This window comes from Pontibacter sp. GD7 (assembly GCF_058216375.1).
Genome location: NZ_JBYZMP010000007.1, coordinates 38,602 through 59,421, shown reverse-complemented (window position 1 = coordinate 59,421; position 20,820 = coordinate 38,602). Strand labels below are relative to the sequence as shown.

Annotated in this window: 13 protein-coding genes; 8 read left to right on the top strand and 5 right to left on the bottom strand. The window is 48.2% G+C overall.

Translation table 11 applies throughout. The features are described 5' to 3' along the window. The first annotated feature begins 44 nt into the window (after window positions 1-44). Both AC4BAP_RS12290 and AC4BAP_RS12285 read left to right on the top strand, forming a co-directional pair. A complete protein-coding gene (locus tag AC4BAP_RS12290; protein ID WP_490582954.1) occupies window positions 45-3,056 on the top strand; it encodes a SusC/RagA family TonB-linked outer membrane protein in 3,012 nt (1,003 codons plus the stop codon). Between the two features lie 25 nt (window positions 3,057-3,081). After that, window positions 3,082-4,398 carry a RagB/SusD family nutrient uptake outer membrane protein gene (locus tag AC4BAP_RS12285; protein ID WP_490582953.1) on the top strand — a complete coding sequence of 439 codons (1,317 nt, stop codon included), beginning with the start codon at window positions 3,082-3,084 and terminating at the stop codon, window positions 4,396-4,398. An 89-nt stretch (window positions 4,399-4,487) separates the two neighbouring features. Here the strand turns inward: AC4BAP_RS12285 and AC4BAP_RS12280 are convergent, their stop codons facing one another. Further along, complete coding sequence (locus AC4BAP_RS12280; RefSeq protein ID WP_490582952.1) at window positions 4,488-5,465, bottom strand: ABC transporter ATP-binding protein; 978 nt, start codon at window positions 5,463-5,465, stop codon at window positions 4,488-4,490. 901 nt (window positions 5,466-6,366) lie between these two features. Between AC4BAP_RS12280 and AC4BAP_RS12275 the strand changes: the two genes are divergently transcribed. The 4 genes from AC4BAP_RS12275 to AC4BAP_RS12260 all read left to right on the top strand — a co-directional run bounded on the left by AC4BAP_RS12275 (window position 6,367) and on the right by AC4BAP_RS12260 (window position 13,564). After that, window positions 6,367-9,480, top strand: coding sequence for a SusC/RagA family TonB-linked outer membrane protein (locus tag AC4BAP_RS12275; protein ID WP_490582951.1), 3,114 nt, complete (start codon window positions 6,367-6,369; stop codon window positions 9,478-9,480). A gap of 12 nt (window positions 9,481-9,492) precedes the next feature. Next, entirely contained in the window at window positions 9,493-11,100 is a 1,608-nt protein-coding gene (locus tag AC4BAP_RS12270) for a SusD/RagB family nutrient-binding outer membrane lipoprotein (RefSeq protein WP_490582950.1), read from the top strand. Between the two features lie 11 nt (window positions 11,101-11,111). After that, window positions 11,112-11,909 carry a DUF4397 domain-containing protein gene (locus AC4BAP_RS12265; RefSeq protein WP_490582949.1) on the top strand — a complete coding sequence of 266 codons (798 nt, stop codon included), beginning with the start codon at window positions 11,112-11,114 and terminating at the stop codon, window positions 11,907-11,909. A 119-nt stretch (window positions 11,910-12,028) separates the two neighbouring features. Then, the gene (locus AC4BAP_RS12260; protein ID WP_490582948.1) at window positions 12,029-13,564 is read left to right on the top strand and encodes a glycoside hydrolase family 10-like protein; all 1,536 of its coding nucleotides are present in this window, start codon (window positions 12,029-12,031) and stop codon (window positions 13,562-13,564) included. A 981-nt stretch (window positions 13,565-14,545) separates the two neighbouring features. Here AC4BAP_RS12260 and AC4BAP_RS12255 read toward each other — a convergent pair. The 4 genes from AC4BAP_RS12255 to AC4BAP_RS12240 form a co-directional block, all read right to left on the bottom strand. Further along, entirely contained in the window at window positions 14,546-15,322 is a 777-nt protein-coding gene (locus AC4BAP_RS12255; protein WP_490582947.1) for a TolC family protein, read from the bottom strand. 41 nt (window positions 15,323-15,363) lie between these two features. Then, on the bottom strand, window positions 15,364-16,026 hold the full coding sequence (locus tag AC4BAP_RS12250) for a hypothetical protein (RefSeq protein WP_490582946.1): 663 nt from the start codon (window positions 16,024-16,026) through the stop codon (window positions 15,364-15,366). 570 nt (window positions 16,027-16,596) lie between these two features. Beyond that, the gene (locus AC4BAP_RS12245; RefSeq protein ID WP_490582945.1) at window positions 16,597-17,874 is read right to left on the bottom strand and encodes an exo-beta-N-acetylmuramidase NamZ family protein; all 1,278 of its coding nucleotides are present in this window, start codon (window positions 17,872-17,874) and stop codon (window positions 16,597-16,599) included. 104 nt (window positions 17,875-17,978) lie between these two features. Continuing rightward, window positions 17,979-18,104 (bottom strand): hypothetical protein, encoded by a 126-nt coding sequence (locus tag AC4BAP_RS12240; protein ID WP_490582944.1) that lies wholly within the window; start codon window positions 18,102-18,104, stop codon window positions 17,979-17,981. A 245-nt stretch (window positions 18,105-18,349) separates the two neighbouring features. On the opposite strand from AC4BAP_RS12240, the gene murQ reads away from it, so the two are divergent. Together murQ and AC4BAP_RS12230 are read left to right on the top strand one after the other, a co-directional pair. Beyond that, on the top strand, window positions 18,350-19,162 hold the full coding sequence (murQ, locus tag AC4BAP_RS12235; RefSeq protein WP_490582943.1) for an N-acetylmuramic acid 6-phosphate etherase: 813 nt from the start codon (window positions 18,350-18,352) through the stop codon (window positions 19,160-19,162). Window positions 19,163-19,292: 130 nt separating this feature from the next. Beyond that, window positions 19,293-20,816, top strand: coding sequence for a sodium:solute symporter (locus AC4BAP_RS12230; RefSeq protein WP_490582942.1), 1,524 nt, complete (start codon window positions 19,293-19,295; stop codon window positions 20,814-20,816). Window positions 20,817-20,820: the final 4 nt, after the last annotated feature.

The window sequence follows — 20,820 nt, the reverse complement described above, 5'->3', positions numbered from 1 at the left end:
ATTATAGCGCTTTTATACTTTCGTTAAACCTAAATAAGTTTACTATGAGAAAACTATACTTTAGTGGGCGGTCCTGCTACAGGGCAACCTTACTGTGTATGCTCTTCCTTGCCTATCTGAGTCAGGTGGCATACGCGCAAACCACACGCTACACCATTACGGGTACCGTAACCGACAACCGCAGCAAAAGCCCGTTGCCGGGTGTGGTGGTCAGGATTCCGAACAGCAGCGCGGCAACTTCTACGGATGCCAGCGGCAAGTATAACCTGACTGCGAACCTACCTGCAGGAACATACAACCTTGTCTTTTCTCTGATCGGATTTAAGCCCGTAACAAAGTCTGTTACACTGGCAACTTCCGAGAACGTGACGATGGATGCTCAGCTTAGCGAAGACGTGGTTGGCCTGGAAGAGGTAGTGGTTACAGGCACCTCTGTTGCCACGGCTAAAAAGCAATTGGGTAATGCCATCTCCACTGTTTCGGCGGATGCTTTGGATAATACGGTGGCTACCTCCGTGGACCAGGCGCTGGCCGGTAAAGTGGCTGGTGCCCAGATCACGCAGAACTCCGGTAACCCTGCCGGCGGTATTAGTGTGCGCCTGAGAGGGCCAAGCACCATTGTGGGTTCCGCTGACCCATTGTACATCGTAGACGGTGTGATCGTGAACAACAGTTCTCCGGAACTGATCGACCTGGGTGGTTATGCCCAAAATCGCCTGGTAGACATCAACCCTAATGATATTGAGCGAATTGAGGTTATAAAAGGCGCGGCAGCAGCAGCCATTTATGGTTCCAGGGCAAGCAACGGTGTGGTGCAGATCTTCACAAAACGAGGTAAGTCCGGGGCACCAAAAGTGGTTGCCTCCACGCAATTCAGGGTAAACGAAGTGCGCAAAACACTGGAGTATAACGACTACCCGTTCCGTTTTGTAAACACCAATCGCACCGACCTGACACAGGAACCGGTACAGCGTTACGATTACCAGGATGAGATTTTCCGCACAGCCTTTGGCACGGAGAACAACCTGTCCGTTTCGGGTGGCAGCGATAAGACACAATACTTTGCTAGTGCCAACTTCCTGAGGAACCAGGGGATTATTGATGAAACGCAGTTTACAAGGGGAGGCGGCCGCCTGCGCCTGGACCAAACGATCAAGGACTGGCTGAGCATTTCGCTTGGGGCCAACTACGTGATCAGTACCAGCGAAGAGATACCGAACGGTGGTCTGAGCGAGGCCTACGGTGCTTTAACCGGGTTCATTTTCAGTAATAACTTCATCAACCCGCAGCCGGTAAACGGAGTGTACCCTTCTACGGCGCCAACCGCCATACTTAGAAGAACCAACCCGCTGGAGGCAATTGCCCGTTTTGATTTTCAGCAGCGCACCAACCGCTTTATCGGCGACTTCCAGGTTAACCTTACACCGATCACTGGCCTGAACATCAACTACGTGCTGGGCTACGACAATTCTACCCAGATCGCAACCGGCTTTATACCTGTTGGAAACACAACCCCTTCGTATGACCAGGGTTATTCACGTCGCGCGGACAGAACGGCTTACCTCTTGAACAATGACCTGAACGTATCCTACAGAACCAATCTTGCTGATTGGCTGGAGTCTACTACAGGTATTGGTGCCACGGCGCAGGTAGAGAAGGTGTTCAGAACCGGCACGACAGCCACGCAGCTTGTACCGCTGGTACGCACCATTGATGCAGGTGCGACTGTGCTGACAAGTGAGTCCAGAAACGACATCAACATACTTGGCTTTTTCGCTCAGCAGACATTTGGCCTTGGCGAACGCCTTTTCCTGACAGCGGCCGGCCGCTATGATGTGTCGTCGGTGTTTGGTCAGGAAGACAGATGGCAGTTCTATCCGAAGGTGAGTGCCAGCTACCTGATATCTAACGAAGAGTTCTGGCAGAGCATCAGCAGCATCGTGCCTATACTTAAGTTAAGAGCATCTTACGGTGAGGCAGGTAACCTGACAGCCATCGGCCCTTATGACCGTTACACAAACTTTAACCCGGTTGCCGCCCCAGGTTTGCCTGGCTTTGTGCCATCTTCGCTGTTGGGTAACCCGGGTATTGTGCCAGAAAGACAAAAGGAAACAGAAGTTGGTGCCGACATGAGCTTCCTGGATGGCAGGTTAGGGCTTGAGTTCTCATACTTCAGAAAAGAGGTTGAGGATCTGCTGCTCTTTATCTCACTTACCCCGTCATCCGGTTACCTGAACCAGTATGCCAACGTGGGCAACATGACCAACAAAGGCTTTGAGTTCTTACTGACAGGTGCGCCTGTTCAAAGCTCAAATATCAACTGGAAAACAACTATCACATACTCCAGGATCAGAAACAAGGTAAACAATGTGCCTGGTGGCGTATTACCTTTCCCGGGTGGTTTTGGCCAGGTGGCTGCTGTTAACGGGTTTCCGTTGGGTGCCTACTACAGCACATACTTTGCCCGCAACGCCGATGGCTCCCTGCTGCTGAACGAGTTTGGTCTGCCACAGCCCGAGCGTATAGCGCGTAACCCTACAACAGGCCAGCCAACTGGTGCAACTGCCCGAAAAGTGATCGGCGATCCGAACCCGGACTGGACAGGCTCCCTGATAAACGAAGTGATGATCGGTAAGAACCTTACCTTCAAAACACAGTTTGACGCGGCGTATGGCTTTGAGGTGTTCAACTTTACCCGTCGTGTAGGTGAGCGCGACCTTTATGGCGGCCTGGCCGGATATGAGCCTGAGTTAAGAGGCGAGGTGCCAAAAGGAACTTCCGCAGCACTGTTCGGTATTTTCGAGAATTACATCGAAGATGGTTCCTATATCAAGCTGCGTGAAGTGTCCGTGGCATACGATTTCAGACCTGAGTTCTTAAAAGGCAACAGCCTGCGTTTATCGCTGGCAGGACGAAACCTGTTCTCCATTGACGACTACAGCGGCTACGACCCTGAAGTAAACGCGGCCGGCCAATCTACTGCCGTTAGGGGCTTTGATTTTGTGGAGGTGCCGATACCAAGAACCTATGCCGTAGGCGTTCAGGTGTCATTCTAAAATCTTTACCCAAATCGATCATAACATGAAAAATATAAAATCAATATTAAAATCGGGTGTGTTTGCAGGCTTCCTGCTGCTCACGAGCAGTTGCGAACTGGACATACCAAACCCCAATGCCGCCAGCGACCTGGAAGTGTTAAACTCTCGTGAAGGATTGATTGGCTTGAGCGTAGGGTTAAGGCAGTATTACTCCACATCAGGCATAGAGGCAGCCTATTTGTACCCTGGCGTTACCAGCCGCGAGATAAAAGGGGTGGCAACATTTACCAATGTGCTGGAACTGGAAGCCGGCGGGGCCTCGTTGCCAACGTTTAACGGCAATATTCTAGGGCTGTGGTCACGGATGCAGCGCACCATGAACATAAGTGAGCAGATACTGGAAAATGCTCCGAACGTGCCCTCGCTTACTGGAGGTATGCGCAGCGGTGTTTTAGCGCAGGCCCACTTGTTTAAAGCCATGGCGTTGGGCACACTGGCTATGGCCTTTGAGCAGGCCAACACAGAAACCAGCACCACCGAGAACGTAACGTTCAGGCCAAGACAGCAGGTGTTTGCAGAGGCTATTTCACACCTTAACCAGGGCATATCCCTGATCGAGGCGACACCGGTTTCGCAGGAGTTCAGGAACCAGGTTACAGGCCAGTTTTTTGATCTGAAGAATACACTGTATGCCATGAACGCGAGGTTTAACCTGTTTGCCGGTAACTACCAGGCAGCCATTACCAATGCAAACAAGGTCGATCTTAGTGTGAAATCGGAGTATGATTACAGTGACCAAAGTATAAACCCGATCTACAACACGATCTTTATACTGAAGTACTACAGGCCACGCGATAATTTTGGTTTGCCAGATCCTTTGTTTTATGAAGGCGATGCGCGCGAAGATTTTTACCTGACTGGTCCTGTGGTGCTGGTTGACGGAGATGCGGTAAGAACACTGGCCGGTTTCTTTGATAACCAGACGGAAAGGATACCGGTGTACCTGCCAGATGAGATGAAACTGATTAATGCCGAGGCCATACTTCGCAGCGACGGTTCGCTGACAGAGGCGCTGGCGCTTATCAATGAGGTAAGGACACAGACGACAGGTGACCCCTTTGGAGTGCATGCCGCTCTACCGCCATACTCAGGACCAGTGACCAGGGATGCCTTGTTGCTGGAAGTATACAGGCAGCGTGCTGCGGAGTTATACTTAACTGGTCTGCGCCTAGAAGACAGCCGCCGTTTTGGAAGACCAGGCCCTCCGGGCAGCTTCGTGGAGCGTAACCGTAACTTCTACCCATACCCAGACCAGGAACGCTTAACAAACCCGAACACACCTGCCGATCCTGCGATCTAGTAAACTTGTTTCGATGAATCGGAAAGGCCGTCTGTTTTATTGCAGGCGGCCTTTTTTATGTTGATCGGGTAACTAACTGATCTGGAAACTTAAATTGCCGAAACATGCTCCGGCTGCACCGATAGGTATACTTTATCGCCTGGGTGAAAAGCGTTATCCAGTGTTCTGGCAGTAAGTGTGGTGTTGCCAAGTATAAGCTCTGTTTCGAAAAAGCTGCCAAAATACCTGATCTGTTTTACCGTTGCCATCGGGCCACTGCTGTTCTCCCCGGAAAGCTTTATGTTTTCGGGCCTGACAAGAAGTAGTGCCTTAGCTGAATTGCTCAACTCAGGAAACGCCTGGGCAACGGCAGCGGGCAGCAGGTTATACTTGCCAAACAGCCCGGCTGCATATTCGTTAACCGGCTTGCGGTATACTTGTGCCGGCGTTCCTTTCTGTATGAGTTCGCCGGCTTTCATTACCAGTATTTCGTCGGCCCACGAAAGGGTGTCTGCCGGATCATGTGAGATAAGGATGCAGGTAATTTCAAGACTTTCGCTGAGGTCCTGGATCACTGCTTTCAGGGTGTTTTTGTGTACCGTGTCCAGGTTAGAGTAGGGCTCATCCAGTAATAGAAGGGTGGGGGCAGCGGTTAACAGCCTGGCAAGCGCGATCCGTTGTTTCTCGCCACCGGAAAGCTGGTTGGTGCGCCTGGAAAGCAGGTGGCTGATCCGGCATATCTCATAGATCTCTGCTGCTTTTTTATCGGTCAGCGTGTTTGCATAGCGAAGGACTTGCTCTACACGCAAAAACTGCGGCAACTCGTACTGCTGCGACAAATAAGCAATGCCTTCGTGGCCGGGTACCAGTACATCCTGTGGTCCCAGTACCAGTTCGCCCTCAAATAATACCCTGCCATACTTTGGCTGCACCAACCCGGCAATTGTTTGCAGCAAAGTGCTTTTGCCGGAGCCTGTTTCGCCGGCAATTGCCATGTTGCAATGCCGGGCCAGGCTAAAACTGATGTCCTTTAAGACGGTGTTTCCTTCCTCTACTACACTAATGCCTGATACGTCTAAAAAGTCCATAATGCATGAAACGGGTGAAATGCCTTAGCCTTTGCTGCAATTAACTGCGCATGCGGGATAATGCAGGACAAAGTAACGCAAAAGCATTTAGCATTCCCATTTCACCAGGCATTTCAGGCAATAACAACAACTGGCCTTATGGCAGGCCAAAAGTAAATGAGTAATCAAAAGGCGCAGACTTGCAGTGATCAGGTGCTGAAGTATAAATTTTAAAAAATTGTACTAAAAGCATAAAGTGATCATCCGCTGGGCATACTTTAAATCCTCGTTATGCATACTATTTGCGATTCTTATATTTCCGTATTAAACCTGGTTTTGAGATTATAAATGGCATGGGTAAAGTTCTCCAAAATCTACTTTGCATGAATCTGCGGAGATTTTTAAAGCACAGATAAGCTTGTAAGAAGCTGCATAAACCGACTTCTGTTTGTTTAAACATGCTGCTGGTTTATCCCTGTTTACCTTAGGTTGTTGCAATTGATTAATTGCACGAATTAGCATATATATTGCAATAGCACGATAATAAGTAAATATATAATCTATAATATGTTTGAACGATTAAAAATGAATATTTGCAGGCATGTTTGCGGGTTTTGTCTTTTTTAATCTAAATAATGGCAATAACCTGACTGAAGTATAGAAAAAAATACTTAGCTTTAGTTCATGCAAAATCTGCTATAAAGTAATAATGAGATTGTTGCAGGAGCAGAATGGTATAGAGGCCGTTGATGCGCAATGCATGTAACTACACTGATGCTTGTACAAAAGCAATATGCAGGTATTAGAGACTGGCAGAAATATTTGAAAATGGAATTACTACTAACCTATAATAAAGAGCTGCGGTAGGATGCCGGATAGCTCAGATTAATTAACCTGTAAATTAACCAATAGCTAAGTTGTTATGAACAAAAGTGTACGATGTCTATTATGGGGGATTTGCTTTCTCCTGTTTCATTACCAGAGTTTTGCCCAGAGCAAAACTGTTACTGGTACGGTAACATCTGCCGAAGACAATTTTAAACTTCCGGGTGTTTCCATCACAGTAAAGGGGCAAAGCCGCGGCACGGTTACCGATGCCACGGGCAGCTACTCCATCAGCGCAACGCCTTCCGATGTGCTGGTATTTAGTTTTATTGGTATGAAGACCGCAGAGCGTAAAGTTGGCGAGGCTACTACCATAAATGTGGCTTTACAAACCGACTCTAAAGCCCTGAGCGAGGTTGTAGTTACGGCTTTGGGTATTAAGCAGGAAAAGCGAGCACTTGGTTTCGCGGTTACAGACGTTAAAGGCTCGGCAGTGGCGGAAACGCAACGCGAAAACTTCCTGAATGCCTTGCAAGGTCGTGTGGCCGGTGTTCAGGTAACCTCGACTTCCGGTCTGCCAGGTTCATCCTCCTCTATCATGATCAGGGGTGTGAGCTCGCTAAGCGGAAGCAACCAGCCTTTATTCATTGTTGACGGCCTGCCTATCGACAATAAAACGTTCGGTACAGGCGCACTGGCCTCTGACAAGACTTCGGCCACTGCGTTCAACAACAGAGGGGTAGACTTTACAAACAGAGCCGCTGATATTAACCCTGAGGACATCGAAAGTATAACAGTGCTTAAAGGACCAGAGGCTGCCGCACTTTATGGTATCGATGCAGCATCAGGCGCTATCGTAATTACTACCAAGCGTGGTAAGGCTGGCGATGGTCAGATAAACTACAGCAACAGCTTCAGAGTTGAGCAGATCAATAAATTTCCTGAGATTCAGCGTGTGTACGACAGAGGCGACGCCGGTTCATTTAACGATCGCCAGGATGTGCTGCGTTACAATGGTCCTCGCTATGGCACAAACGGAGAGGTACAGTTCTACGATAATATCCAGAACTTCTTCCAGACAGCCTTTACGCAGAAGCACAACCTTTCTACTCAGGGCGGTTCAGATAAGGCGACTTACCGTGTTTCCGGTGCTTATACAGGGCAGGAGGGTTTTGTGCCTGGCACAGAACTTCAGAAACTGAACTTCAACTCAGCCTTAACATCCAAACTGAACAGATATATCTCCACGGATGTGACCTTTGATTATACTTACCAGGACAACGACCAGGTGTTCAGAGGCGATGGCGGTCCGATGATCGGTTTGCTGCTATGGCCTATCACAGACGATGCCAGCAACTACCTGACAGCAGGCGGTAACAGAAGACGCTTCTCGAGTGGCGCTGCTGAGTTCGAAAACCCATACTTTAATGTGAACAGCAACAAGATGGGAGGCATCACAAACCGTTACAGAACAAATGCACAGCTTACAGTAGAGCCGGCTTCGTGGCTAAAGTTTGTGGGTAACGGCGGTTTCGACTTTTATACTACTGAGTTAACATTGTTACGTCATCCGGAATCTAACTCTGCCGGCTCTGTAGGTGGTATCATCGACCAAGCGACGGATAAGACCAGAAACATGAACCTGCAGTACTATGCGCAGTTAAACAAGTCTTTCTTCAACGATAAGTTCAGTGCTGATCTGAAAATTGGTAGCGCTGTGAATGATTTCCATACTTATACGTTAGCCGCCAACGGACAAGGTTTCTTAGATCCTTCTCTGTCTACGGTTAACAACGTTGACCCAACAAAGCAGCGTGTTGTTAGCACTGTATCCCAGCGTCGCCTTGTAGGTGTGTTCGGTAACCTTGTTCTGAATTATGACGACCTACTATACCTTACAGTAACAGGCCGTAACGACTGGACTTCCACTTTGCCAGTAGAGAATAGGTCTTTCTTCTACCCATCAGCGGCCTTAAGTTTTAACTTCACACAGTTGGATGCATTAGAAGGAATAAAGGATGTGTTATCGTATGGTAAGCTAAGAGCTTCGGTTGCACAGGTAGGTAAAGATGCACAGCCATACAGCATTGTGCCAGCCCTTCTTTCTCAAGTGTCTACTGGTGGTGGTTTTGGATACGGCTTTACAGCACCTAGCCCATTCCTGAGACCAGAAATGAAAACTTCTTACGAGGTTGGTACAGAGCTTAAATTCTTCAACGATCGTTTAGGTTTTGATGCTACCTACTATAACTCTGAGGCTGTTGACCAGATCGTAAAAGACCTTCGCCTAAGCTATGGCACAGGCTTTATTCTGCAGGTGTTTAACGGTGGTACGATCCAGAACAGCGGTGTGGAATTGCAGTTGAATGCAACGCCTGTGGCGAAATCAGACTTTACTTGGGATGTACTGGCAAACTTCACAAAGCAGTGGAGCAAGCTGGTAGAATTGCCACAGGATCTTTCTGAGTTCTACGTGTCAGACACCTGGTTGTATGGCAACATTCGTAACGGTTCAAGACCAGGTGGGTCACTGACCACACTAACCGGTTTCGATTACATGCGAAACGACAATGGCGATATTCTGATCAACCCTGCAACCGGTTATCCTTTAAGAAATACAAGCCAGTGGGTAGTTGTTGCTGACAGACAGCCGGACTTTAACATTGGTTTAACGAATAGCTTCCGTTACAAGAACCTGGCTTTAAGCTTCCTGCTCGACATCAGAAAAGGTGGCGACATTTTTAACGCAACAGAGCACTTCCTCACAACACGTGGCCTGAGCACAAGAACACTTGACCGTGAGCAGCCAATCATCTATAAAGGTGTGTTAAAAGACGGAAACGAAAACTCTGAGAACCCAACGAAAAACAACATTGTGGTTGATCCATACAGAGACGTGAATTACTGGTCTACTGCAGGTGGGGCAACAGAGGTTGATTTCATTGAAAGAGATATTAACTGGCTGCGCTTAAGAGATGTTACTTTAAACTATAATGTGCCATCTGCTATGTTGCAGCGCGCTAAGTTTGCCAGAACAGCGAGTCTTTTTGTAACAGCCACCGATCTGTTTATACTTACGAATTACTCAGGCCTTGATCCGGTTGTGAACGGTAACTCTGCTGCAGTAGGTGGTAGCGGTGCCGCTGGTATCGATTTCGGTAACTTCCCGATGCCGCGCGGTATCAACTTTGGTTTTAAAGTAGGATTTTAATTATTAGTGATAATGAGAAAGTTAATTTGTGCCTCACTCATAACAGCCAGCTTGTTTGCCGCAACTGGTTGCGAAAATTACCTGGACGTAAATGTTAATCCAAACGGACCAGACCAGAAAGTAGCACCTTATTTATACTTGCCTCCAATCCAGTCGTCTATGGCGCTAGCCGTGCAGTTCGACGCGCGATATGTGGGTAAATACACACAAAACTGGGTATCTACCGCTGCCGGTGATACTTGGGACCGCCATGGGTATATTCCTGCCAGTGACGCCTCAGGTGAGCTTTGGAGAAACGTGTACTGGAAGCTAGGCTACAACCTGAGCGATATGATCTCGAAGGCTGAGGAAGAGCAAAAGTGGGATTTTGTTGGAGTAGGTCATGCGATTCGTGCCTGGGGTTGGCAAATGCTGACCGATTACCATGGCGAGATCATCCTGACGCAGGCATTTGACCCATCGCGCAAAACATTTGATTACGACTCGCAGGAGGCTGTTTATAAAGAAGCAAAACGTTTGATGGAACTTGCCGTTACAAACCTTAACCGTACAGACGGTGCAGTAATGGTTTCCGGCTTATCCAGAGGCGACCTTATTTATAACGGTGACAGAACAAAGTGGCTTAAGTTTACTTACGGTTTGCTTGCCATTAACGAGCACCATTTGTCTAATAAGCCCTCTTACAACCCAGATAAGGTGATCGAATATGTAGACCAGGCTCTTGCCAGCAACGCTGATAACGCTATGGTAAGGTTCAACGGCTCTGTAAACGATGACACTAACTTCTTTGGTCCTAGACGTGGCAACCTGGGCTCTTTCCGTCAGTCGAAGTTTGCTGTAGACATTTTGGATGGCACCAACCCAACCTTCCAGGACAATAGTCTGAAGGACCCGTTGTTTACAAGCCAGCACCTGAAAGACCCGCGCCTGCAGGTAATGATGTCGCCGGCTCCGGATGGAAGCTACAGAGGGGTAGTGCCGAACGCAGGGGTTGCCGCTATCAGCCCGACTACTGCAAGGCCTAGAAACCTTTGGAACTCTACCGTAGACGGTACACAGGCTTCGACCACGGTTGGCCGTTACCTGTTCCAGAACGACGGGTCATTCCCGCTGATGACTTACTCACAACTTCAATTTATCAAAGCTGAGGCAGCCTGGAGAAAAGGTGACAAGGCACTGGCCTTGCAAGCTTATACCAATGGCGTGAAAGGACACCTGGACTTTGTGAAGCAGTACGTTGTAAATGACCCTGCCACAGCAGAAGATGAAGTTGCGCTGTTTAACCAGAGAAGAACTGCTTTTGAGGCAAGCGAAGTGATGCTACCGAAAGACCCTGCTAACCTTACCTTGCAGAAAATTATGCTGCAAAAGTATATCGCACAGTGGGGCTGGGGATTCATCGAAACCTGGTCTGACTTGAGAAGATATCAGTATAGTTCAGATGTCTTTACTGGCTTTACACTGCCATCTTCTCTGTTCCCTGACAACGGTGGCAAGCCTGCTTACAGGTTCCGCCCAAGGTATAACTCTGAGTATATGTGGAATATCGAGGCACTAAAGAAAGTTGGTGGCCTTGAGGCAGACTACCATACCAAAGAAATGTGGTTCACTCAAAATTAACAGAAGCAGAAATGAAAAGATTTATAAATAAAGCAGTTGCTTTCCTGGCTTTGGGAGTAGTACTTGGAGCCTGTGATAAGTATGAGATTGATGACCATGCGGAGCCTGTTACCAATGGTGCGAATGTTAAGTTCTACCACAACTCACAGGATTCTCCAATGATAAACTACTATTTCAACAGTCAGCAGATAACTTCTGCCGCCCCGACAACTGCTAACCTGCAGCGAGGTATAGCTTACAACACCACTGGCTTGAATGCTGTTTACCCGGTGGTAGGGTATGCCAATGTTGAGGCTGGCACTTATGCAGCAAAGGTAATTGTGCCTGCTGGTTCTGGTACTACAACACCGGCTCCGAATTCAGAATTGGTGAGCGCTGCAAAGGAGATAAAACTTGACAACGGCGCAAACTATTCCATATTCGCAATCAATAAACTTGCTTCTGTAGAAACGCTTGTATTGAAGGACGAGTTTGCCCCGGCGGATGCGAACAAAGCGCAGGTACGTTTTGTGAATACCATGGTAGGCGCGCCAACCAACTATGACCTTGTTTATGTCAGAACGGATGTAACACCAAATGTAACTGTAACTGTAGGATCCAACATAGGCTTTAAAGGTTTCACAGGTTTCGTGGATCTTGCACCGGGTTCCTACACCTGGTATATCTACCCTACAGGAACTACGACCGCTTATACTTCAGGCTCAGTTACGTTAACTACTGGCAGGGTTTATACGCATTTAACCAGAGGTAACCATGTAGCAACTGTTACTTCATCTACTCCGGTAGTGTCAATTACGGCAAACAGGTAAGTTGAACGATGCCGGGATAGGTGTCGTTAAGCCTAATGTAATTTGATGATAACCATTGAAAGCCCTCCGTTACTGTGTAATCCGGAGGGCTTTTTTTATAAACCGAAATCAGACCTGAAATGAAGAAAACAGTAACTATACTTTTTATACTTACACTCCTGGTCGCTTATTCTGCAGTTGCCCAGCAAAAGCCTCTTGCACCTAAAAGAGAGTTCAGGGGTGTGTGGGTGGCTACGGTGCAGAATATCGACTGGCCTACCAAGGCTGCAGTAGGTGTGAACCCCGAAGCGCAGAAGAAGGAATTGGTGCAGCTGCTGGATGAACACCAGCGCACCGGCATTAATGCCATTATGCTGCAGGTGCGGCCATCCACAGATGCTCTCTATGCTAAAAGCCGCGAGCAGTGGAGCCGTTTCCTGACCGGCAAGCAAGGTCTGGCACCAACCCCGCTCTACGACCCTTTGGAGTTTGCCATAGAAGAGGCGCATAAAAGGGGCATTGAGCTGCACGCCTGGATCAATCCTTACCGGGCCACTACCAACCTCGTGGATTCTCTTACCAGTCCTACGCACATTACCCGCACCAACCCGGAGTGGTTCTTTACTTATGGCGATAAAACATACTTCAACCCTGGGGTGCCGGAAGTGAGAAGCTATATCACTGAGGTGATCATGGATATCGTGAAGGGCTACGACATCGACGGCATTCACTTCGATGACTATTTCTACCCATACCCAGGCAAGGAGCCGCTTCCTGATTCATTAACTTTCCAGGCGCACGGACAAGGCTTTAGCAACATCGAGGACTGGCGTCGTAACAATGTGGATGTGCTCATTAAAGAATTATCCGAAAAGATTCACGCCGAAAAGAGCTTTGTAAAGTTTGGTATCAGTCCGTTTGGGATATGGCGCAATAAAACGCAAGACCCGCTTGGCTCGGAGAGCAACGGCTTTTCGGGGTATAGTGGTTTATATGCCGATGCCCGGAAGTGGGTACAGGAAGGCTGGATCGATTACGTGAATCCGCAGTTATACTTTCCGTTTTACTACGCAGCCGCACCTTACGAGAAACTGCTGGACTGGTGGGGTGCGAACTCGTTTGGCAGGCACTTGTATGTGGGGCAGGCTGCTTACCGGGCTGTAGAAGACCGTGAAGGCTGGCGCGACAGGCAGCAGTTGCCAAACCAGGTACGTTACCTGCGCAATAATCCGACGGTACAAGGCAGTGTATACTTCAGCTCTAGATCCTTAACCAACAACCTGGGCGGTTTCCGCGACTCATTGCAGCATGATTTTTACCGATACCCGGCCCTTCAGCCACAAATGAGCTGGCTGGATGATGCTGCCCCTGCGTCGCCGGTAAAGCTTCGTGAAAAAAGCTTCTTTATCTTCAAGTCAAACAAGATGGCAAAACTAGAGTGGGAGAGGCCTCAGGATGATGAAGTATACGGCTACGTGATCTACCGCTTTGAGAAAGGGGAATCAATAGACCTCCAAAATCCTAAGAACATCCTGCAGATAAGCTTCGACAGAACGCTTTCTTACTTCGAAGACCAAAGTATAAGCAGAGGTAAAAAGTATAAATACGTGGTTACTGCAATTGATAGGCTAAAAAATGAAAGCGGGCCATCGAATGTGGTAAAGGCGAGTTTTTGATGAATTGAAGTATGGTTGCCGGACTTTAGAATGTGCGTACTGATTGAGAAAATTAGAAATATCGCAAGTTCAACGTTAGCGCAACTTATGACTTGACTTAATGCCGGTTTGTAAAGGAGAATTCCATAATTGTGTTTTGCCAGTTATACTTTCGCCAGTTATAAACTGGTTATCATACACAACCACCAGTTTCCGCTGCGCTCAAACTGGCGGTATTATTAGATTTCCTCTCCTGTTTATTGTCTATAGTTAGGACAGAAGTGTAATCGAAGTCTTCTACCGCGAGTTTTCAACTCGTGGTTGTCCATGAGGGCAAGCTTTCAGCTTGCGTGATCCGCTTTTATACTTCTGTATACAGGTGCAAGCTGAAAGCTTGCCATAATGTAAGCCACGAGTTGAAAACTCGCGGCAGCAAGATGATAGATTCCCTTCCTCGGAGCAAGGCCGTTTCATTCTATATGTTGCTGGCGCGGATCTGTGATCCGTGACTTGTTATGTCGTTGGATCTGCGATCCAACTGGGCCAGAGGCCCAGCCATAGCCCGACACGAGCGAGGACGCTCGCGCTATTACTAAATAAACAGTAGAACTTAACAGCCCTGTCCTTAAATGGGGGATAGTTCAGGAACGATTAACACACCCCTGCACCCCTCTCAAGAGGGGAATTTTACCTCACCCCAGCCCTCTCCTTTTGTCGAGAACCCAAACCTAAAACAGATGAGAGAATTCCTAATCAAGTGTCTCCCTTTGAAGGCAGGGCCGTTTCATTCTAGTAGGTTATACAGTTATGGTGCGTGCATCCACGCTCATGTCGGGCTATAGCTGGGCTCTCCTCCGGAGGTTAAGCTTATCCTCCCATCCACCAGGCTCTCCCGGAACAAGTTCGGGATGTATCACTTCCAGGATGACAAAAAAATGAAACGGCCCTAACTCTCGAATGGGTTAGGAATAGGTTAACTTTAGTTGAGTTATTGATGAGACATTACATAGACGGAAGCGGCAAAGGCTGGCCGGTTTCGAAGTCGTAGAGGGTAAGGCTGCGAAGGGTGTAGTAGGCCACCCAAAAGTTGCGCAAGGCGGAAACATAGCTGCGGCTGGCCTTATCTCTTTCCTCGTTGGCAATGTTCAGATCTATCAAGCCGATTTTGCCATCCAGGTATCTTGCCAGCGTTACCCGGTAGCGTCGTTCCGCAATCTCGTCGGCACGGCGGGCACCATCCATCTGCTTTCTTAAAACCCTGAAACGCTTCACGTGCAGGTATACTTCCTGCTCAAAGCTGTTTTTTTGTAACTCATAGTTTGTTTTGGCCAGTTCGTGGTTGGCTTTGGCAGTGCCCTGTATTGCTTCTGTTCTGCCCCAGTCCATTACCGGTACATTAAAGCCCAGCCTTACGCGCTGCTGTTGCGATGGATCGTTGTAGGCATTCTGTACATCCAAAGCCTGTTGTGTCAAGCCGAAGGAGGCAAACAGATTGGCTGTAAAACCGGTTTCGCCTTTGGCCTTGGCGAGGCGCATCTCGGCCTCCAGCAGCTCACGTTTTAAGCTGATTACCCGCTGCCGGTTCAGGTTTGCCTGTTCCAGTGCCAGTTGTTCATCCACCTCAAACTGAGGAATATCGCTGGGTAGTGTAAGTACAATGGCGTAGTCCGCGGTGATGCCCAGAAATACCTTAAGTTTTAGCGTGTTGGCTTCCACGTCTAGTTTGGCCTGGTCCAGGTTCTGCTGGGAGTTTAGCAAGGCCAGTTCTACCTGAAGCAATTCGTTTTCAGGTATCTTGCCGGTTTTATACTTGCGGGTAGCTATATGGTAAAGTGTGTCGTTTGTGGCGATATTTTTCTCCGCGATCTGGTAACTGATCTGGTTAGCAGCAGGTTGAAAAAGTGATTGGTGGCCTCCTTTGCAATTTCTTCCATTTCTTCGCGGTAGTCGCGCTTTGCTTCTTCGTAGCGCAGCGGCGATATTTTCCGGTCCCAGGCGCGGTTATTAAAGCCAAAGATTGGCTGTGTCAGGGTAACAGTGGCTGGCACCGAAGAGTAGCGCGTGCGGTTAGCATCTGCCTGAAAATCATCGATCCGCTTCAGGTTGCTGTTAATGGAAATATAGCCGCCAGTTGGCCAAATCTCCTGGCCCAGCGAAAGCTGCATAGACGAGCTGGCGTTGTGCGTGTTAATGAAAATAAGACTTCCTTTGTCGGTTAGCCTGGGCTCTATGGTTTTGTTATACTCTGGAAGTACCCCGTTTAAGTTAAGCTGAGGCAGAAAGTTGGAGCGGTAAGTCTTATACTGCCATTGCCTGTTCTCCAGTAGCACCGCCGCATACCTGAACTTAGGCGACTGCACCTTCGCCAGTTCAATCACCTCGTTAAGGGTAAGCAGCCGGTCCGGTTGTGCTTGCCCCGCAGCAGAGGTGTGAAATACCAAAGTGAACAGTAAGTATAGGGAGGTCAGTAATGTTTTGCTCATGTGGCCTGTCTGATTCAAAGCTTTCCGGGTAAACTAAACAGAATCAGAAAGTACAGGATTTAGAAAGTAAATTCAAAGTATAAATGCATGTTTTTGCAGATGCAAATAACTAAACACGCATAAACACTTATTTGGTGTTATAACGCTTTGTGTGTGCTGTGTAGATGCCTATTTAAATTGAGGTACGAGATGTGATAACAACTTGATCCCTTATAGGTGTAACCCACCCCTAACCCCTCCGAGGAGGGGAGTTTTACCTCCCCCAACCCCTCCTAACAACAGGAGGGGAGATCTCGTGCATGACTGTCCCTCTTGAGAGTAGGGCCGTTTTATTTTATTTTTTTGCTGGCGCGGATCTGTGATCCGTGACTTAATATTTCGTTGGATTTGTAATCCAACTGGGCCAGCCTGCCCCGGGCGCAGTCACGGGGAGACCCAGCTATAGTTAATTACGAGCAAGGGCGCCCGTACTATGACAATATATTTTGTAGAATGAAATGGCCCTACCTCTTGAGAGGGGTGCAGGGATGTGTTTACACCTGCCCGGTTTATCATATCTCGCAACTTGAGCTAGTAGAGCAGGTGCCGGCTTCTAACATTCCTGAAGTAGGCCAGTTCTTTATCCCAGTTCTTCACGATCTCTTGTGGCGAGGTACCGGCCTGTAGCTGTTCTCTGATAACTGGGGTACCCCACAAGCGATCCAGGCGGGTATTTTTCCATTCCAGTTTGTCAGGGTACAGCGTTTTAAGCGCATGAAGTATAAACACGCTGGCCTTCGCTGATTTAAAGGCTTTGCGGTCTGTTACAACCATCTCCGCACCAAAGCATCTTTCACCCATAAACTTAGGAGGGTAAATTTTGATGCCATCCACAACAGCCTCAGGTACAAACGAGACAGGCTTAAACCTGACACCGGCCAGTTTATAGCTGTTTAGCTTGGCTGCAAGTTTTTCGCCGTCTATCCAGGGGGCGGCTATGTATTCGAATGGGTGCAGGGTGCCGCGGCCCTCCGAAACATTAGTGCCCTCCAGCAGGCAAGTGGCCGGGTAAACAGCAGCCGTGGTAATGGTTAGCATGTTAGGTGACGGCTTTATCCATGGAAGGCCGGTTTCGGTATACCATTGCTTGCGGGTATAGTTTAGCATTGGTACAACGGTAAGGTTAGCTTTGGGCAGGTTTTTAGTGGCGCGTTCGCTATTAAACATCAGGGCCAGTTCGCCTACTGTCATGCCATGGGTTACAGGCAGCAGATCATAGTTAAACATCGGTTCGCCGCTTTTACCCGGAAATGGCCCATCTACATACACCCCTCCGATGGCATTTGGGCGGTCCAGGACAAGGTATGGAATACCCTGCTCTGCGGCTGCTTCCATTACGTGATTCATAGTGGCGATGTATGTGTAAAATCGTGCCCCAATGTCCTGGATATCAAATAGCAATACATCAACTTCCTGCAGCATCTCTGGCGTAGGTTTTCGTATCTTGCCATAAAGCGAAACAACAGGAAGCCCTGTTTTAGGGTCTTTGCCGTCGGCCACATGGTTGTCTTCCTCGCCTCTGATACCATGCTCCGGCCCAAACAGTACGGTCAGTTTTGCCTCCGGAAACTGGTATAATACATCCACCAGGTGGCGTCCGTCGGGTAACAGTCCGGTGTGGTTAGTTACCAAACCAATGCGCTTTCCTCTTATCAGGTGCAGGTATTCAGGTGTAAACAAACGTTCAGCCCCAACAAACACGCGCTGCCTTGGCTCTGGTGTGGGAATGGCTGTGGCAACTTTTTCCTCCTGGTTGGCGATGCCCGTGAGCATACATGCCATAAGCAATAGCAGGCTAAGCGTTTTCATGCTGTTAATGGATTTAAGGTATTAAAAGTATGATTTACTTTATATTTTGTTTTACGTTTATCGAAATTTATCGGCTATCTTAAATTATAAGGTATTGTATATGATCATGCGTTTTTAAGCATCTCAGCAAGTCCTTTATACTTTCGACGCTTCATGTATGGGGCAGCAGGATGCAACGGAAATGCCTTAAAGCCAGGTTTATACTTTAAAGTAGGTATGCTTGCCAACATTTAGAAATAATCAGACCCAAGTTAAACTATTTTGCGGTTTTATGCATTTTTAAGTAAAATATCTTGCAAAAAGCAGAAGGTTTGGAATAGTTTTACTAGTTTTATAAAAGAAAAAACCGGATGTGCTAAGCTGCACAGACAGTGGTAGTAAACGTTTGTTTCAGTATATTGCAGAAACGAATGTTTTCTGAACTGGGGGAGATGTCGGTTTAAGGAATTGAGTAAAGAAAATAATCTGATACATAATGGAGTTTACTACCGAGAGAGATTCGAAATATGACGGTCTCGAGAAGATGTCTGTGAGGGAGATCCTGGAGAATATAAACAACGAAGATAAAACTGTACCGCTAGCCGTAGAAAAAGCAATTCCACAACTGGAGAAACTGGCAACTGTGGCCGCTGAGAAAATGAAGGCCGGTGGCCGCATGTTCTACATCGGGGCAGGCACCAGCGGACGTTTGGGCATAGTGGATGCCTCGGAGTGCCCTCCAACCTTTGGCGTGCCCTTTGACTGGGTAGTTGGACTGATTGCCGGTGGCGACGCTGCCATACGCAAAGCTGTGGAGTTTGCCGAAGATGATGCCGAGCAGGCCTGGAAAGACCTGCAGAAGTATGACATTGACGAAAACGATATTGTGGTGGGCATTGCTGCTTCGGGTACTACACCTTATGTGATCGGAGGCCTGAAAGCTGCTAACGCGCATGGCCTTGCAACTGGCTGTATTGTGTGCAACACGGGTAGTCCGGTGGCGGCTGCAGCGCAGTTTCCGGTAGAGGTAGTGGTTGGTCCAGAGTTTGTGACAGGCAGCACCCGCATGAAAGCTGGCACAGCGCAGAAGCTTGTTTTAAACATGCTTAGCACCAGCGTGATGATACAACTTGGCCGCGTGAAGGGCAATAAAATGGTGGATATGCAGCTGACCAACCATAAACTGTATAACCGTGGCGTGAGAATGGTGATGGCCGAAACCGGTGCCGACGAGCAGACTGCCGCTGGCTTGCTGGAGAAGTATGGCAACGTGCGTCAGGCCATAGAGAACTTCGTTGTTTCATTTTAACTTAGTATACCCTTGCCTCGCAAAAGGCGCTGAACCTAACCTAAACCCTTAAAAGATCCCGGGCCGCCGCTGCAGCCATTCGTCTTTAGCACGAATCTTGTGGCTTTTGGCTTAGATCAAACCGCAGCCTATGTCGCCAATTACACTTCTGTCCTTTCTCATCGGTTACTTTGCCGTTCTGATCGGTATATCTTACTATACCTCGAAAGGTTCTTCCGATAACTCAAGCTTTTTTATAGCCAACCGCAACTCCAAATGGTATTTCGTGGCTTTCGGTATGATCGGCACAGCCTTGTCGGGGGTAACGTTTATTTCGGTGCCTGGTGCCGTAAGCAACAATAGCTTTGGTTACTTCCAGTTTGTGCTGGGCAATGCGGTTGGTTTTCTGTTGATAGCTTTTGTGCTGTTGCCGCTGTATTACCGCATGAACCTCATCTCGATCTATACTTACCTCGAGAAACGCTTCGGGTACTGGAGTTACAAAACAGGCTCCATGATCTTTTTGGTGTCGCGCACCATTGGTTCTGCCTTCCGTTTATATTTGGTGGCCATTGTGTTGCAGAAGTTTATTTTTGATGCCTGGAATGTGCCTTTCGCCGCTACTGTGGCTATTTGCCTTATCCTTATCTGGCTCTACACGCACAAAGGCGGCTTAAAAACGATCGTGATCACCGATACCCTGCAGACGCTTTTCCTGGTGTCGTCGGTTATACTTTCAATTGTGTTTATTGCCAGCAGCCTGGACATGAACCTGGTGCAGACCTTTGAGGCGGTGAAAGAAAGCTCATACGCTAAAATGTTCTTCTGGGAAGATTTTATGGGTGCCAAGAGCCACTTCTTTAAACAGTTCATCGGTGGCATTTTCGTGACTATTGCCATGACGGGCCTTGACCAGGACCTGATGCAGAAGAACCTGAGCTGCAAAAACATCGGCGAGGGGCAAAAAAATATGCTGACCTTTACGGCGGTGTTCGTGGCCATCAACATCTTCTTCCTGAGTGTGGGTGCCATGCTATACATGTTTGCAGCGGCTAAAGGCATCGACGTAACAGCACTCCGTACACCAGACCACTTGTTCCCGGAAATAGCTCTGAACCACATGGCGCTGATACCGGCCATTGTGTTCATGCTGGGTTTAACGGCTGCCACTTTTGCCACCACCGACTCAGCGCTTACAGCCCTTACCACTTCATTTTGTGTCGATTTTCTGGGCTTTACGAAAAAGGAAAACCACGACGATATCAAGCTTATCCGTATGCGCCACATTGTTCACGTGGGCTTTTCGGTAGTGATGCTGCTGGTTATATTGGTGTTCCGAATGATAAACGACGACTCAGTGGTGAACGCTATCTTTAGGGCTGCCGGTTATACATATGGACCATTGCTAGGCTTGTTTGCTTTTGGTATGGCCAACAAACGCGCTGTAGCCGACAAACTAGTGCCCTACATCTGCATCATCTCGCCAATTCTTACTTATGTGCTCGACAGCAACTCCGTGGACTGGTTTGGGTATGCCATGGGCTTTGAACTGATCGTGGTGAACGCGGCCATTACGTTTATACTTTTGCTGGTTACCAGCAGCCAGGGTGGTGGTGTGATGATGGACGCCTTGAAAGAGGCTGAGCGCGGCACAAAGGTTAAACAGACAATCTAAGAAG

Excerpts from the sequence above, each read along its gene's own strand:
- AC4BAP_RS12260 (WP_490582948.1), top strand. The coding sequence starts at position 12,029 with ATGAAGAAAACAGTAACTATACTTTTTATACTTACACTCCTGGTCGCT.
- AC4BAP_RS12240 (WP_490582944.1), bottom strand. The coding sequence starts at position 18,104 with ATGTTGGCAAGCATACCTACTTTAAAGTATAAACCTGGCTTTAAGGCA.
- AC4BAP_RS12275 (WP_490582951.1), top strand. The coding sequence starts at position 6,367 with ATGAACAAAAGTGTACGATGTCTATTATGGGGGATTTGCTTTCTCCTG.
- AC4BAP_RS12265 (WP_490582949.1), top strand. The coding sequence starts at position 11,112 with ATGAAAAGATTTATAAATAAAGCAGTTGCTTTCCTGGCTTTGGGAGTA.
- AC4BAP_RS12290 (WP_490582954.1), top strand. The coding sequence starts at position 45 with ATGAGAAAACTATACTTTAGTGGGCGGTCCTGCTACAGGGCAACCTTA.
- AC4BAP_RS12245 (WP_490582945.1), bottom strand. The coding sequence starts at position 17,874 with ATGAAAACGCTTAGCCTGCTATTGCTTATGGCATGTATGCTCACGGGC.
- murQ (WP_490582943.1), top strand. The coding sequence starts at position 18,350 with ATGGAGTTTACTACCGAGAGAGATTCGAAATATGACGGTCTCGAGAAG.
- AC4BAP_RS12270 (WP_490582950.1), top strand. The coding sequence starts at position 9,493 with ATGAGAAAGTTAATTTGTGCCTCACTCATAACAGCCAGCTTGTTTGCC.
- AC4BAP_RS12250 (WP_490582946.1), bottom strand. The coding sequence starts at position 16,026 with ATGAGCAAAACATTACTGACCTCCCTATACTTACTGTTCACTTTGGTA.
- AC4BAP_RS12230 (WP_490582942.1), top strand. The coding sequence starts at position 19,293 with ATGTCGCCAATTACACTTCTGTCCTTTCTCATCGGTTACTTTGCCGTT.
- AC4BAP_RS12280 (WP_490582952.1), bottom strand. The coding sequence starts at position 5,465 with ATGGACTTTTTAGACGTATCAGGCATTAGTGTAGTAGAGGAAGGAAAC.
- AC4BAP_RS12285 (WP_490582953.1), top strand. The coding sequence starts at position 3,082 with ATGAAAAATATAAAATCAATATTAAAATCGGGTGTGTTTGCAGGCTTC.